Origin of the sequence: Epilithonimonas caeni DSM 17710 (assembly GCF_000426465.1) — a bacterium.
GTDB lineage: Bacteria > Bacteroidota > Bacteroidia > Flavobacteriales > Weeksellaceae > Epilithonimonas > Epilithonimonas caeni.
Map to the genome: position 1 here is coordinate 140,188 of NZ_AUFK01000017.1, position 16,098 is coordinate 156,285.

General features: G+C 34.1%; 16 protein-coding genes. 9 read left to right on the forward strand and 7 right to left on the reverse strand.

The features are described 5' to 3' along the window. Window positions 1–86 precede the first annotated feature (86 nt). From rocD to K319_RS0110850, 6 genes are all read left to right on the forward strand, one after another. Entirely contained in the window at window positions 87–1,337 is a 1,251-nt protein-coding gene (rocD, locus tag K319_RS0110825) for an ornithine--oxo-acid transaminase (RefSeq protein ID WP_027383687.1), read from the forward strand. Window position 1,338: 1 nt separating this feature from the next. Continuing rightward, on the forward strand, window positions 1,339–2,349 hold the full coding sequence (locus K319_RS20215; protein ID WP_051230618.1) for a glycosyltransferase family 9 protein: 1,011 nt from the start codon (window positions 1,339–1,341) through the stop codon (window positions 2,347–2,349). A gap of 9 nt (window positions 2,350–2,358) precedes the next feature. Beyond that, on the forward strand, window positions 2,359–3,315 hold the full coding sequence (locus K319_RS0110835) for a hypothetical protein (protein ID WP_027383688.1): 957 nt from the start codon (window positions 2,359–2,361) through the stop codon (window positions 3,313–3,315). A gap of 87 nt (window positions 3,316–3,402) precedes the next feature. Then, complete coding sequence (locus K319_RS0110840; protein WP_027383689.1) at window positions 3,403–4,392, forward strand: hypothetical protein; 990 nt, start codon at window positions 3,403–3,405, stop codon at window positions 4,390–4,392. Next, window positions 4,392–5,342: a hypothetical protein gene (locus K319_RS0110845; protein ID WP_034671677.1), complete on the forward strand. Its 951-nt coding sequence runs from the start codon at window positions 4,392–4,394 to the stop codon at window positions 5,340–5,342. The genes K319_RS0110840 and K319_RS0110845 overlap by 1 nt, the downstream gene beginning before the upstream one ends. Further along, window positions 5,342–6,553, forward strand: coding sequence for a glycosyltransferase family 4 protein (locus K319_RS0110850; protein ID WP_027383691.1), 1,212 nt, complete (start codon window positions 5,342–5,344; stop codon window positions 6,551–6,553). Before K319_RS0110845 ends, K319_RS0110850 begins: the two co-directional genes overlap by 1 nt. Window positions 6,554–6,558: 5 nt before the next feature. Here K319_RS0110850 and K319_RS20220 read toward each other — a convergent pair whose 3' ends face one another. From K319_RS20220 to K319_RS0110870, 4 genes are read right to left on the reverse strand one after another with little or no spacing between them, the layout of a single operon-like run. Continuing rightward, the gene (locus tag K319_RS20220; protein WP_169712664.1) at window positions 6,559–7,776 is read right to left on the reverse strand and encodes a glycosyltransferase family 4 protein; all 1,218 of its coding nucleotides are present in this window, start codon (window positions 7,774–7,776) and stop codon (window positions 6,559–6,561) included. A 14-nt stretch (window positions 7,777–7,790) separates the two neighbouring features. Then, a complete protein-coding gene (locus tag K319_RS0110860) occupies window positions 7,791–8,447 on the reverse strand; it encodes a glycosyltransferase (protein WP_027383692.1) in 657 nt (218 codons plus the stop codon). A gap of 1 nt (window position 8,448) precedes the next feature. Next, complete coding sequence (locus tag K319_RS0110865) at window positions 8,449–9,612, reverse strand: glycosyltransferase family 2 protein (protein ID WP_027383693.1); 1,164 nt, start codon at window positions 9,610–9,612, stop codon at window positions 8,449–8,451. A 5-nt stretch (window positions 9,613–9,617) separates the two neighbouring features. After that, window positions 9,618–9,962, reverse strand: coding sequence for a phosphomannose isomerase type II C-terminal cupin domain (locus K319_RS0110870; RefSeq protein WP_027383694.1), 345 nt, complete (start codon window positions 9,960–9,962; stop codon window positions 9,618–9,620). A 136-nt stretch (window positions 9,963–10,098) separates the two neighbouring features. Here K319_RS0110870 and gltX point away from each other — a divergent pair, with 136 nt between their 5' ends. Further along, the gene (gene gltX / locus K319_RS0110875) at window positions 10,099–11,616 is read left to right on the forward strand and encodes a glutamate--tRNA ligase (RefSeq protein ID WP_027383695.1); all 1,518 of its coding nucleotides are present in this window, start codon (window positions 10,099–10,101) and stop codon (window positions 11,614–11,616) included. Between the two features lie 141 nt (window positions 11,617–11,757). Beyond that, window positions 11,758–12,714 carry an acetyl-CoA carboxylase carboxyltransferase subunit alpha gene (locus tag K319_RS0110880; protein ID WP_027383696.1) on the forward strand — a complete coding sequence of 319 codons (957 nt, stop codon included), beginning with the start codon at window positions 11,758–11,760 and terminating at the stop codon, window positions 12,712–12,714. Between the two features lie 259 nt (window positions 12,715–12,973). Here the strand turns inward: K319_RS0110880 and rpsB are convergent, their stop codons facing one another. The 3 genes from rpsB to rplM all read right to left on the reverse strand — a co-directional run bounded on the left by rpsB (window position 12,974) and on the right by rplM (window position 14,760). Next, entirely contained in the window at window positions 12,974–13,735 is a 762-nt protein-coding gene (gene rpsB, locus K319_RS0110885; protein ID WP_027383697.1) for a 30S ribosomal protein S2, read from the reverse strand. Between the two features lie 176 nt (window positions 13,736–13,911). Then, complete coding sequence (rpsI, locus tag K319_RS0110890) at window positions 13,912–14,298, reverse strand: 30S ribosomal protein S9 (protein WP_027383698.1); 387 nt, start codon at window positions 14,296–14,298, stop codon at window positions 13,912–13,914. A 6-nt stretch (window positions 14,299–14,304) separates the two neighbouring features. Further along, a complete protein-coding gene (rplM, locus tag K319_RS0110895) occupies window positions 14,305–14,760 on the reverse strand; it encodes a 50S ribosomal protein L13 (protein ID WP_027383699.1) in 456 nt (151 codons plus the stop codon). Window positions 14,761–14,977: 217 nt separating this feature from the next. Here rplM and K319_RS0110900 point away from each other — a divergent pair, with 217 nt between their 5' ends. Then, window positions 14,978–16,075, forward strand: coding sequence for a DUF3667 domain-containing protein (locus K319_RS0110900; protein WP_027383700.1), 1,098 nt, complete (start codon window positions 14,978–14,980; stop codon window positions 16,073–16,075). Window positions 16,076–16,098: the final 23 nt, after the last annotated feature.

Sequence of the window (16,098 nt, forward strand, 5' to 3'; positions counted from 1 at the left end):
ATATAAAATTGCCTGACTTTGAAAGTTAGGCATTTTTATTAGCTATGATTGACATCAAATTTATTATTTTTGTAAAAAATAAAAGTATGTCGACAGCAATTCAGGAAAAGAATTCTCAATATTTCATCGAACTCGAGAATCGATATGGCGCGCACAATTATCATCCGTTACCCGTAGTTTTGGAAAAAGGTGAAGGTGTTTTCGTCTGGGATGTTGAAGGTAAGAAATATTACGATTTCCTTTCCGCCTATTCTGCTGTCAATCAAGGACATTCTCATCCAAAAATTGTAGAGGCCTTGGTAAATCAGGCTAAGAAATTGGCGCTAACATCAAGAGCTTTTTACAATTCCAATCTTGGAGAGTACGAGAAAAAAATCACTACCCTTTTTGGTTTTGACAAAGTGCTTCCAATGAATTCTGGTGCTGAAGCAGTAGAAACAGCTGTAAAATTAGCCCGAAAATGGAGCTATGAAGTGAAAGGAATCTCTGAGAATGATGCAAAAATAATAGTCTGTGAAAACAACTTCCACGGAAGAACGACAACAATTGTTTCCTTTTCAAATGATCCAGACGCCAACCAAAACTATGGACCTTTTACACCTGGATTTATAAAAATACCTTACAATGATTTAGCTGCTTTAGAAGAAATCTTTAAAAATGATGCTAAGAATATTGCGGCATTTCTAACAGAGCCAATACAAGGAGAGGCTGGCGTTTATGTTCCGGACGAAGGCTTTTTGAAAGGCGCTTCCGATCTTTGTAAAAAATATAATGTTCTTTTCATTGCTGATGAAGTTCAGACGGGAATTGCAAGAACCGGGAGACTGATCGCCTGCCATCACGAAGATGTCCAGCCTGATATTTTGGTTCTTGGAAAAGCACTTTCCGGTGGAATGTATCCTGTTTCCGCAGTCTTGGCGAATGATGAGATCATGAAGGTCATCAAACCTGGGCAACATGGCTCTACATTTGGAGGAAATCCGCTTGCTTGTGCTGTTGCAGTTGCCGCTCTGGATGTTGTAGAAGAAGAAAAATTATCTGAAAGAGCTGAAGCACTCGGCCAGCTTTTCCGTTCGGAAATTGAAAAATTGATCCAGAAAACAAGCTTAATTACTAAAGTAAGGGGAAAAGGTCTTTTGAATGCAATTCTTATCAATGATACACCAGATAGCAAAACCGCCTGGAATCTTTGTGTAAAGCTAAAAGAAAATGGTTTACTGGCAAAACCTACTCACGGAAATATTATTAGATTAGCACCACCTTTGGTCATTACTGAGGAACAACTTTTGGATTGTGTGAAGATCATTGAAAAAACAGTCTTGGAGTTCGGTAATTAGAATGAAGATATTGGTCATACAGAAAAAATTTATGGGTGACGTTCTCGTTACAAGTACAATTTTACCATTATTGAAAAATAAATTTTCAGATTCTGAAATAAGTTTTCTGGCAGAAGAAAAACACACTCAGATTCTGGTTGGGAATCCGTATATCAATCATTTTATCTTTTTTAAAGACAGTTTTCTGAAAACCCTGTCAGAGGTAAAAAAACAAAAATTTGACATCATCATCGATCTTTATTCCAAAATAGAAACCGGAGCTCTGACTTTACTTTCAGGAGCAAAAACACGGATTGGATTTTTCAAAAATTATACTCAGTTTTTTTATAATTTCCCAGTAAAAAGGACGACAAAACTAAAATCAAAAAACACAACATTTGGGATTGAACATCGATTACAAATGTTAGAACCATTGGGTATTGGTTTTCAAGAAACATTTCCGAAAATTTATCTTTCAGAAGAAGAAATAGAAAACGCACATAGGATCCTTTCAGAAAATGGGTTGGCTATTGATGACAATCTGATCATGCTGAGTACATTCGGTAGTTCAAAAGAAAAAACCTATCCGACCGAATATATGGCGGAGGTTATTAAGTTTATTTTTCAATGCAAACCAAATTCGAAACTGCTTTGCAATTATATGCCTTTTCAAGAGGATCTATTTGAAGAATTATACAATCAACTATCAGAAGATGTAAAAAAATTGGTCATAAAAAACTTCCATACCAAAAGTTTAAGAGAATTTGCCGCCGTGACAAGTCTTTGCAAATGTTTGATTGGCAATGAAGGAGGTGCAACCAATGTGAGTAAATCTTTGAAGATCCCCACACTTACTATATTTTCACCACAAATTAAATTAGAAGATTGGGCTTGGACAAGTAATTCAAAAATGGACAGATTTTTGCATGTAAAGGATTTTGTTCCAAATTCGGAAAGCTATTCGGATTTCACACCAAACTATATTGAGAAAGGATTGAAAGAATTTTTGGACAAAACTATATCACAAGAATAGAAAGGCAGAATGTACGAAGACAAAAAAAATATACTTCTTATTACCTTTGACAACTGGGGTTACAATCAATACATCGCAGATGCATTGGAGAAAAAATCGTATCGGGTAAAGCATGTCAACTTTCATAGTTTTGAGTATACTTACCCAGATTTTACCCATAAGGCTTTTAATTTTATCACAAAAAATCTAGGTATCGTAAATCTTAAGCACATTCATTATAATGATATTATTACGGATGAAATCAAGAATATCAATAATATAGATACTGTTATCTACATCAAAGCCGATTTTTTATCCAAACAAACTATTGAAACGGTCAATCAAAAGGCTAAAAAGTCTGTTCTCCTCATTAACGATTCTATCAACAGATATCCGAATACAAAAAATATTCTTAGCTTATTTGATAAAGTTTTTTCTTTTGAGAGGAAAGACTGCGACAAATATGATCTGATCTTCAAACCAAATTTTATTTATAAAACGATTGATAGAATACCAAAACATTTTAAATACAAAGTTTTCAACATAAGTTCTTACGACAAGAGATTTCCGGTAATAAAGAAAATTGCAGAGGCTTTGTATGATCTCAAAATCAAGAGCAAGATCGTTATTTTCTCTTCCAAAGAGAACAATGATCCCTATTTGGAGTTTTCAAAATGTACATTATCGATTTCTGAGATCAATGCTTTGATGGAGGAGTCGGAAATTATCCTTGATGTCAATAGAAATCAGCAAGAAGGCTTAAGTTTCCGTGTTTTTGAGAGTCTGGGACTAAAGAAAAAATTGATCACGACCAACCCCGACATTGTGACCTATGATTTTTATAATCCAGAGAATATATTTGTAATCGAGGATGTAGACAATATAAAGATCCCGCAATCTTTTCTGCAATCACCTTATAAGGATATCCCTCAAGAGATTTTGAATAAATATCTAGTAGAAAATTGGGTGGATGAATTGATAAATTAAGCTATTGTTATTTTCAAAATTATATGCTATTATAGCTGATAAATTTGGCAAGGTTTTGTTATCAAATTTTCATCAACTCTATCCTTAATGATCTCGTATAAAAAAACATCAAAAATCATCATCTTTTGTCCTCCAAGAAAAGTAACAGGTGGGCCGGAAGCTTTGCATCAATTATCTAATAAATTGATCGAGTTGGGTGTTGAAGACGTTTTTATGCGATATATCCCTAAGCGAACAAACGCCAAAGCAAAAAACTACAACATATATAAAACCAAAGAAATCTTCTTTGTCGAAGATAATCCTGACAATATTCTGATCATTCCAGAATCTATGACCTTTCTGGTTAAGAGATTCCCTAAAAGTCAAAAAATCATATGGTGGTTAAGTGTAGATTTTTACAGAATTTTGATGGACCATAGAATTAGAAAGCAAAGTTTTTTGACAAAGCTTTTCTATAAACAGGATGAAAAAGAATATCATTTTGAACCGTTTTCAAATGTTTTTCAATGGGCGCAATCTTTTAGGTCTGGGTTGTATTTGAAAAATCATAAAGTTCCAGAGAATCAGATAGATTTTGTTTGTGATTACATCAATCCAAGCTTTCTAAAAAACCCTGATCAGATCCAAAAAGACCTTTCCAATAAAAATATTTTATACAATCCTAAAAAAGGGAAGAAAGAAATTGCGGAATTAATCAAAAATTCTCCGGAGCTCACTTGGATTCCTATCCAGAATATGAATGCTGAAGAGATAAAAAACCTTATGGCAAAATCCCTGTTATATGTAGATTTTGGAGAAAATCCGGGAAGGGATAAAATGCTAAGAGAATCGGTTTCACAAGACTGCTGCATCATTTCCGGGAAAAATGGTTCATCTTTGTATTATGAAGACCTGAAGATTCCCGATGATTATAAATTTGATTTCAATAATGATAATATTCCTAACATTTTGCGCAAAGTAAAAGATGTTCTTGAGAATTATCCTGAACATATTCCTCATTTTAAATTTTATAAGGATAAAGTTCTGAAGGAAGAAATCGATTTTGAAAATAAATTGAAAGAGATATTTGTGAAGTAATGGCAAAAAGAATCACATTAATTTATCCTTTCGCCTACGGTTACATAGATTTTGTTATGAATGAGTTACAATCTTACTCTGACATCATTGTAACTGATATAAAAACCGATTCTATAAAATATAAATATCCAAACTTTGGCTCTAAAATTCGGAACGGAATTACTAAGCTTTTTGGAAAAAACATCAAAAAAGAATATTTCAAAAATCAGATTGTTGAGAAAATCAATGAAAAGCAAGACATTATTTTCATCATTCGTCCGGATTTGATGGAAGATTCTCTTTTAAAAAAACTAAAAGAAAAAACAGACTGTTTTATTGCCTATTATTATGACAGCTGCAAAAAATATCCTCGACAAATAGATATTGCAAATGTATTTGATGAAATCTATTCATATGAAAAAGAGGACATTGAAAAATATGGTTTTACAGAAACAACAAATTTCATTTATGATGAACATATCGAATCAGAAGAAATAAAATATGATATTTTCAACATCTCATCTTTTGATTCAAGAATCGATGAGATCGAGAAAATATCAAAACAGTTATCTGAGAATGGCTTCAAAATCAATTTTATTCTATTCTGGTTCGAAAAACTAGACTACCCATATTTGACATCAATAACCGAATATCTTTCTCTTGATGAAACTAAAAAACTGATCTCACAATCAAAGGCAATGATAGACATCCAGAGAGATGACCAAAAGGGACTTTCTTTCAGGACATTTGAGAGTTTGGGTTATAGAAAAAAACTGATTACAACTAATTCTTCGATTAAAAATTACGATTTTTACGATCCAAATGATATATTGGTAATTAATAGTGAAAATGTAGATATAGAAACATTGAAATCTTTTCTTGATCAGCCTTATGTAGAGATTCCAAGAGAAATTTTAGAGAAGTACACTGTCAAAACTTTCGTAAAGAAAATATTCAAAATAACAGACTGATGGGAATTAAAAGAAAGATAAAAAACTACATCCATATAAAGAAACATTATCCTTTATCAAACAAGACCATTATCCCGGATCCCAATAAAAAAAACATTTTGATCCTGGATAGCCAGATTCCTACATTTGATAAAGATTCCGCATCCAACAGGCTTACTGAAATAGCAAAGTTTCTGGCAAAATATTACAATGTCTATCTAATGGACTGGAGAAAATCTATCCCAACCATAGATTCTAAAAAATACATCCATAATTTAAATGACCATAATGTAACTGTATATGCACCTTTCATCAATAAATTTGGAATAATGAAAGGGAAAAGACATTTCCTCGGTCAATTAGTTCCAAAGCTTGATTTTGTCTGGTGTCACAGACCAGAGCTTTTTGAATATTATCTGGTCTTCTTCAGAAAGAATGCACCACAAGCCAAGATCATTTATGATATGGTCGACATCCATTACCTGAGAATGGAAAGAGGACTGGAAATAAAATATGATAAACAAAGAGCGAAAGAGGTAGAACATTATAAATATATCGAAACAGAACTTTGCAAAAAAGCAGATAAAATTGCTGTGATCAGTGATAAAGAAAAAGAGTTCATGAGATCTTTCGTGGACGAGTCCAAACTTTTCACGGTAAGTAACGTCCACAATCTGAAAGTGAGACCAGAAGAAATGCCTTCTTTTGAAGAAAGAAAAGATATTTTCTTCATCGGGACTTTCCTTCACGACCCTAATGTTGATGCCGTTGAAATCCTTTATAATAAAATAATGCCTTTGGTTTGGAAAAAAAAGCCTGACTTAAAAATCACAATTATAGGTTCAGAAGCTCCGGAATCGATTCAAAAAATGAATTCGGAAAAATTTGAAATCGCAGGATACGTGGAAGATGTGACTTCTTTTTATAAAAATTGTTACGCTTCTGTCTCTCCATTACGTTTTGGTGCCGGAGTGAAAGGAAAAATAGGACAAGCTCTGGAATATACACTTCCTGTTTTGACGACGGAAATAGGAGCGGAAGGTATGTTTCTGGAAAATGGCATTACTGCTCTTATCGCAGGAAATAATGATTATCAGAAATTTGCTGATAACATTATAGCAATTTGCTCTGATGAAGATCTCTGGAACAGACTTCACAACAATTCGGAAAAAGGAATTTTCCCATTCTCTATTGAGGCCCAAAAAGAAGAGATCTTCAAATTATTATCTTAGAAGTATCATGATTCGATGATCTTCTTATAAATATCAGAATGTTCTTCTGCTACTTTATCCCATGAAAAGTGTTTGGAACGATCTAGGGCTTTTTCAGCATATTCTCTTCTCAGACCATCGTCACTATAAAAACCCCACATAGTTTTTATAAGACTTTCTTCATCTTTCGGCTTCAGCATAATACCTCCATCCGCAACAACTTCGGGTAAGGAAGAAGTATTAGAGGTCACTGTTGGGACACCACATTGCATAGCTTCTAATGGAGGAAGACCGAAACCTTCATAAAAAGACATATAATAAAAAGAGTTTGCATGGCTATAGAGACTTGCCAAATCTTCATCCGGTACAAATCCTGTGATAATGACCTTGTCTTTAAAAAGACTGGCATTTTCATATTCATCGAATATTTTTTCATAATCCCAACCCTTTGACCCAACCAAGACCAAGCTCAAGTCCGCAACTTTGTATTTTGTGATCATCTTTATGAAACATCGGATCACGTGGTCGATATTTTTTCTAGGCTCCAGTGTTGCCAGGCTTAATAGATATTTTTTCGGAAGACTATATTTTTCACGAATATTTCTGAACTTATCTTCATCATTACACACGTAAAACTTCTCGGGGGAAGCCGCCAGCAAACTAACAAATACCTTCTTTGCATTAATATTTGGAGCAAAATCAAGTAGATCTTTCTTAGTATTTTCTGAAACGCATATCACAAACCCATCCTCCCCTATACTACTTACTATATTCTTTATCAAGTCGGAAGTAAAATGAAACCCCGGAAATAAAATTGGAATTAAATCGTGAACCGTTACAACTTTTTTTAAATTTGGAAAGTTCCTTACAACCTTATCAATTGGGTAATATGTGGAATGGAAAATCTGGGCAGTTTTCAAATCATCTTCAATCAATACATTTTTATAGTTGAAAATGCCTATTTTTTTATAGAATTTTTTAAATAATTTTTCTTTTCTAAAAGGTAAAAACTTCCTTCTAAATCTTTTGTTGACAGCTCTTATTTCGATATCATTATCTTTGAAAAAAGCATCCAACTCATCTGTGCCTGTTTCGCGATTTAGAAAACTGAGATGCGAATAGAAAAGTCCAATATCTTTCCTCTTACTGAGGCTTTTGAAAAGCTCATAAGTCACCCGGAAAATGCCTGTCCTGTTATCTTTATAAAAATCCGCAATTACATCAGCATCCAAAATCACTTTCATACCCATATCAATATTTATAAAATAGTATCATAAAAAGCATTTTGTCTCTCCTGTCTTTCTATTTCTTTTATATGCAACAGACACATCGTGTAATCAGAAGATGGTAGTCCTCCAATTTTATCATAGTTAAAAAGCTTTTCATGGACTTTATTTTTCCATAAGATCCCTTTGTTCAATTTAAAAATTCTGTGCTGATAATCCGGATAATTGATATATCCGAGTTCATTTACTTTCCAATTCCATTGCTCAATATGTTTGGCTGTAATATTATGAACAATATTAATTCTAGGAACCATAAAGACATCTTTCTTTCGTTTTTTAAACAGATAAGGTTTTAAATTCTTTATTAAGGACTCCTTTGGGATTTCATCTGCATCAATTTGAAATAAATAATCTTTCTGCGCAAAAGCTATCAAATTATTTTTAAATGCAGCAAAATCGCCATTCAGACAGGATTTTATCTTTTTTATCTTTTCTCCATAAGAGTTCAAAATTTTTGTGACCTCCAGGTTCTCGTCAGTTATATCTTGTAAAACTATGATTTCATCATCTTTATCAATTAATGGGATAAGAGCATCCAGAAGATTTTTAATCTCTTCTACTTCATTATTTACAGTTATTCCGTAGCTAATAGTCGTGTTGATAAAGAATTTTATGATTCGGTTTATCATTTTAATTTCTTATTATGAGTTTCTTTTCCAGCCTCTTCCCTTCTTTTATATTGATGATTGGTTTATATCCTTTAAAAATCCTATCATATAGTTGCTTTAGATAAGAGATTTTAGTTTTTCTATCAGCAATTTTTTGAGATATTATATCAGATATATTTGCTAAAGTATTCAATGTTCTAGAATTGTATTTTTTTCCGTTAATATAGATCATAACATCGCGTTCTGAAATATCTTTGATATTTTTTATCTTATCTTTTAATAAAATCCTTGTTTTAGGTTGCTCGGAATCAAGATACCCTCCAAAATCAAAATCTGTGTAAATTACCGAACCCAAAGGCTCTATCTGAGAAATAATATCGATAGTCCCATTCTTAAGAATAATTCCAATGTCATATTTGGCCTTAGATTTAGAAAAATTGTAAAAGCCCCATTTTCTCACAAAATTTCTTTGAGAGTTTTCTTCTATCAATTTGGTTTTATATCGATATTCCTCAGAGAACCTAGAAGTTTTGCTTACAAAATGATATGTGATCGCATTTGGGCAGACATAAAACTTTTCTCCAGACAATTTCAGCCTCAGAATAAGATCGTCATCTTCACAAAACATTGGTGAGAACAATGGATCCAGACCTCCTAAATTGCTTATTATTTTTTTATCACAAGCTAAAAAAAAGCTCACATTATCGGTAAACTCTCCTCTTATATTATCATGTTTTTTTTCATAATCATAGAAAGCTTCGTAATCAAAATTTTCAAAGGAATCTCCAAAATCCCTTACCTCTTTCCATAATCTTTCGTCCTTATCAAATATTGGGGGTTCAACAGTTTTATAATAAACAATCGAATGATTTTTCAAAGATTCTGTAATTTCATTTACAAAATTTTCACCCAGAACCATATCATTATGCAAGAAACAAATAAACGTCTTTGTTGAAATCTCTATAGCTTTATTATATGTATCAGATAATGTTCTATTCTGCTCAGAATAATGATATTTTAAGTTTTTGTCAACCAAAGAATCCAACCATTCGTGTGTTCCATCAGAACTTCCAAAACTAACAAACACAATTTCTATATCGGGATAAAACAAACGAGTATTCTCATAAAACTTCTGAGAATACTCTAAATTATTTTTTAATCCGACAAGAAATGACAAATTATTCATGATAATTAGCCCCTATCATACTCATCCTCCAACCTCACAATATCATCTTCACCAAAATAAGTCCCTGTTTGCACTTCTATGAAAACAACAGGTTTGTCTGTAAGGTTCATGATTCTATGCTTTGCTCCAAGGGGAATAAAAATGCTTTGTCCATAAGTCAAAGGGATTTCCTCACCATCCAAAACTATGGTTGCATTACCTTCGATAATTGTCCATTGTTCCTGTCTTTTGTAATGGAACTGGTAGGATAATTTCTGTCCTGGATTGACTTCGATTCGTTTCAGTTTATAATGTGGCTCATCTGCTAACACAAAATATTTCCCCCAAGGTCTTTCGCCTATTTCTAACATAGTTTTTATTTTAATTAACAAAAATAGTATTTAGAAAAAGATTAGCCAAATTCAAAAGACAAAACGGGAAGAATTTCTTAATTTTGCACCACAATTTTTTAGTCATGAATATGGCTTGTAAAATAAATATCTATTTATGAAAAAAGTACGAGTGCGTTTTGCACCAAGTCCAACGGGAGCTTTACATTTAGGTGGTGTAAGAACCGCTTTATATGATTATCTTTTCGCTAAAAACCAAGGAGGAGAATTCGTCCTTAGAATAGAGGATACAGATACTTCAAGGTATGTTGAAGGTGCAGAAGATTATATTATGGACTCCTTGGAATGGTGTGGAATTATTCCTGACGAAAGTCCAAGAATTGGCGGACCTTACGCACCTTACAGACAATCTGAAAGAAGAGACATTTACGATAGATATAAAAAACAGATCCTGAAAACAGATCATGCTTATTTAGCTTTTGACACGCCGGAAGAATTGGATGCAATCAGAAAAGATTTCGAAGCGAGAGGTGATGTTTTTTCGTACAATCATCAGACAAGACAACAACTGCGCAATAGCATTTCGCTTTCTGCCGAGGAAGTTCAGAAATTGTTGGATGCGAATGTTCCTTACGTCGTTCGTTTCAAAATGCCGATTGACAGAACACTTAATCTTCAGGATATAATCAGAGGAAATTTTTCCGTAAACACTAATACATTGGATGATAAGGTTTTGATCAAAAATGATGGAATGCCAACTTATCATTTTGCCAATGTGGTTGACGATTTTGAGATGAAAATCTCTCACGTGATCCGTGGCGAGGAATGGCTTCCATCTATGCCTTTGCACGTTTTATTATATGAAGCTATGAATTGGGAGGCACCAGAATTTGCACATTTATCATTAATTCTAAAACCTGAAGGTAAAGGAAAATTAAGCAAAAGAGACGGTGCTAAATTTGGATTCCCGGTTTTCCCTATGGATTTCAAAGATCCTGAAAGTGATGAGATCTGGAAAGGTTACAAAGAATCCGGATACTTCCCTGAAGCTTTCATCAATATGACAGCACTTTTAGGATGGACGCCTGCAAATGACAGAGAAATTGTTTCTATGAATGAAATGATCTCTGAGTTTGACCTTCATAAGGTTCATAAAGCCGGCGCAAGATTTGACCCTCAGAAAGCAAAATGGTTCAATCAGGAATATCTTAAACTGAAATCTGATGAAGAAGTTCTGGGATTATTAAAAAAAGTTGATGGAGTTGAATCAATAAATATATCTGATGAAAAATTATTGAAAATAGTTTCTCTGATGAAAGAAAGAGCCACATTTGTTGCTGATATCTACAATATCAATGAAAACGGAAGGTTCTTTTTCGAAGCTCCAAATTCTTACGATGAAAAAGCATTGAAAAAAGCCTGGAACGACACAACTTCCGCCATATTAAGAGATTTTTCAATTAAACTGGAAGCTTCCGAATTCGATGCAGAAAGCTTGAAAGAAACAATTCATCATTTTGCTGAAGAACATTCTTTGGGCATGGGAAAAGTAATGATGCCTCTTCGTCTTGCCTTAGTTGGTGAACTGAAAGGCCCTGATGTTCCGGATATCATGAATATCATTGGTAAACAAGAAACGCTTGCAAGAATAGAAAAAGCTATCAGTTTAAATTAATTAACTAAACACTTCGACAAGCTCAGTGTGACAATCAACTATTCAAATTTGTCAGTCTGAGGCTCTCGAAGACTTTTTATTAATATTAGGATCCATTTAAAAAAAATAGATTATTTTTGAACGGTTTAATCCAAACAAAATATGGAGTATTTAGAATTTGAACAACCTGTAAAAGAATTGATCGAGCAGTACGAAAAATGTGTACAATTAGGCACAGAAAGCGGTATCGATGTTGACGAATCCTGCAAAAAGATCAAGACTAAAATAGAAGAAACGAAGAAAAAAATATACGGAAACCTCACACCTTGGCAAAAAGTTCAGCTTTCCAGACATCCGGACAGACCTTATACACTTGACTATATCAATGGTTTGACAGACGCAGGAAGTTTTGTAGAACTTCATGGAGACAGAAACTTCGGAGATGACCCTGCAATGGTTGGGGGAATTGCCAGTATCAGCGGAAATACCGTAATGATCATTGGAACCCAAAAAGGCAGGACGACCAAGGAGCGCCAGCACAGACGTTTCGGGATGTCGAATCCAGAAGGTTACAGAAAAGCGCTTAGACTGATGAAATTGGCAGAGAAATTCAACATTCCTGTTGTTACATTGGTTGATACTCCCGGAGCCTATCCCGGCCTTGAAGCAGAAGAGCGTGGACAAGGTGAGGCGATTGCCAGAAACATCTACGAAATGTGCCAATTGAAAACCCCAATTATTACCATAATCATCGGTGAAGGTGCAAGTGGCGGCGCATTGGGAATTGGTGTTGGGAATAAGGTCTATATGATGGAAAACACTTGGTATTCTGTTATCTCTCCAGAAAACTGTTCTGCAATCCTTTGGAGAAGCTGGGAATATAAAGAAACTGCAGCAACTACAATGAAGCTGACAGCTGATGATATGCTCAAACAAAAATTGATTGACGCCATTATTCCAGAACCACTTGGAGGTGCTCATTATGACCTTGCAGCGACTTTTGAAAATGTAAAAAAAGTATTATTAAAAGATATCAAAACACTTTCTAAAGAACCTGTTGAAAAATTGGTAAATGACCGTCAGGAAAAATTCATTGCGATGGGAGAATTCAAAGGGTAATTATATTTCTTTGGTTATATAAAATTAAAAACCTTTCGGAGTTTGAAACTTTGAAAGGTTTTTTGTTTCTATTGATTGACGAATATTATGTTGAATCTGCGCCCCGACTTGAGTGGACTCTTCGAGAGCCTCAGAGTGACATATCAGGAACATTCGACAAACTCAGGATAAACTACAGGCGGATTAAGACGCCCAAATAATTCACAAAAAAAGCGGTTCAATTAAAATTGAACCACTTTATATTCTAGAAAAATTCTAATTATTCAGCATCGAAATCAGCATCTGCTTCTGCAGAAACTTTTTCGCCTTCTTCTTTAGATTTTTCTTTATCTGCTTTTCTTTGAGACAGACCATCTTTGATAGAAGCTGAAACTACGCTCAACAACATATCGATAGATTTAGAAGCATCATCATTTCCTGGGATTACGAAATCCACTTTTCTTGGATCTGAGTTAGTATCTACGATACCGAAAACCGGGATACCCAATTTTTTAGCTTCAGTTACTGCGATGTGCTCTCTCATAATGTCAACTACGAAAATAGCTGAAGGAAGACGAACCATGTCTGCGATAGATCCCAAGTTTTTCTCAAGATTAGCTCTTTGACGATCAACTTGTAATCTTTCTTTTTTAGATAAAGTTTCGAAAGTACCATCTTTCTTCATTTTATCGATAGAGTTCATTTTCTTAACCGCTTTTCTGATAGTTACAAAGTTTGTAAGCATACCACCTGGCCATCTTTCTGTGATGTAAGGCATATTAAGTTCAGCAGCGTGTTTTGCTACTACTTCTTTCGCTTGCTTTTTAGTAGCTACGAAAAGAACTTTTTTGCCTGCAGAAGTTAATTTTTCCAAAGCTGTACAAGCCTCGTCCAATTTAACAGCTGTTTTATGTAAATCTACGATGTGAATACCGTTTTTCTCCATGAAAATGTATGGAGCCATATTTGGATTCCACTTTCTGGTCATGTGACCGAAGTGTACACCAGCCTCTAAAAGGTCTTTTACATTTGCTTTTGCCATGTTTTCTTGTTTTTGTTAGTTTACTTTCCGCTTTTCTGCAATCAACTTTACTTTAGATGGGAGTAAAGTTTGGATGCTAAACATAACGGGCAATATTTTTTGGTTGGATAAATAGACTTCAGAAATAAGACAATCGATAAAAAATCTGATATATCCAATCTGTTGTCCAAAAAAAATTAACGTTTTGAGAACTGGAATCTCTTTCTCGCTTTTTTCTGACCTGGTTTCTTTCTTTCTACCATTCTTGCATCTCTAGTCAACAATCCATGAGGCTTAAGAGCCAATCTGAATTCTTCGTTGATTTCGCATAGCGCTCTAGAAACACCTAGTCTGACAGCTTCTGCCTGACCAGTGATCCCACCTCCAAAAACATTAACAGTTAAGTCATATTGACCTAAGGTTTCTGTCAACAAAAATGGCTGATTCACTTTATAAACCAAAACATCCGTACAGAAATAAGTTTTAGCATCTTTACCGTTTATAGTGATATTACCAGTTCCCGGCTTCACATAAACTCTTGCAACAGAAGTTTTTCTTCTTCCGATTTTGTGTACTATAGACATACTCAATTATTTGAATTCGTTAACATTGATTACTTTTGGCTGTTGAGCTTCGTGTTTGTGCTCAGTTCCTTCATATAGATAAAGGTTCTTGAATAAAGCCGAACCTAATCTGTTTTTAGGAAGCATCCCTTTCACAGATCTTTCTAATACTTTAAGAGCATCTTTTTTTCTAAGCTCATCAGCAGTCATAGACTTCTGACCTCCTGGATATCCAGTGTGCCAAATGTAAGTTTTGTCTGCCCACTTGTTTCCGGAAAGTGTCACTTTCCCAGCGTTCAAAACGATCACGTTATCTCCACAATCTACGTGCGGCGTGTAATTCGTTTTGTGCTTACCTCTCAAAATCTTTGCAACGGTAGAAGCTAGTCTTCCCAACGGTTGCTCAGCAGCGTCTACAACAACCCATTCTTTATTTGCTGTAGCCTTGTTTGCCGATACTGTTTTGTAACTTAATGTATTCACAATTTATCGTTTACGATTAAACATAATTTTCCCTTAAAGGGTGTGCAAAGGTATGAATTTTTTCCCGGATGAAAAATTTTCTCCAGAAAAATATTTTAATTTTCTAAAAATTAACAAGTTAACGAATCATTAATTGACTGAAAACTTTCTGAAATTTGTCAAAATAAGCTTTATTTATAATTCGGGATTTTTATATTTTTGAGGAAAATTCTATAAAATGAGCCACGGAAAACTGAGAGAAGAAAAAGATTGCCTTAATTGCGGACATATTGTCGAGGAACATTACTGCCCACATTGCGGACAACAGAACATCGAGACCAGACAGCCTTTCCATTACCTCTTCACCCATTTTGTAGAAGATTTCACCCATTATGACGGACAATTTTGGGGGACTCTCAAAAATCTCCTTTTTAAACCCGGGAAATTGACCAATACTTATCTGGAAGGTAAAAGACAAAAATTTGTCCCACCAGTTAAGCTTTACATTTTCATCAGTTTCATTACATTTTTCCTGTTTGCAGTATTTCCTCCATTTTCTATCGATTTCGATGGTAAAAAGGGCTCTGAAAAAGAAAAGATTGTTTCACTGAACAGACTTGCAGAAACTTCGAAAAAGCTTGACAGCATCAGAACGGAAGAAAAAATAAAAGGAGCAGATTCTGTAACAATTAGCAAAGTGAATGCTTTGCTAAAAGATTCTGCCAAATTGAGTGATATAGAAGACAGCTTTGATATGAGCAAGAAGCTGGATGATGATTTTGAATTTAATGGTTATACAAACAGAAAATCATTTGATTCCGCAAAAGCAAAAAATCCATCTTTCTTCGATTTCATCAATGTTCCTGTTGCGCATAAATTTTTTGAATTAAAAGAAAAAGGCGTTACAAAAGGTGAAATCCTAAAAAAACTAGGTGAGACGTCTTTTCATAATCTGCCTAAAGCATTGTTCATATATCTCCCGATTTTTGCATTTTTCCTGTGGATCTTCCATAACAAGAAGAAATGGTGGTATTTTGACCACGGGATTTTCACATTACATTATTTCAGTTTTTTATTATTGACCATTTTGTTATTTTCATTTTTATATAAATTGGCAGACGTAACACATTCTTCAATCAGCATCATCATTTACTTATTGATGAATGTTATATTCTTCTACAGTATCATTTATTTTTTCATAGCACATTATAAAGTTTATCATACTCATGGCGTCATCAGCTTCATCATTGGCAGCATTCTGTTTATGTTTAATTTCTTTGCCTTTATGTTTCTGGTCATAGGCCTAGGTGTGGTCAGCTTCCTGATGATTCATTAAAAATAAAAGCCGGACCTCTTTCG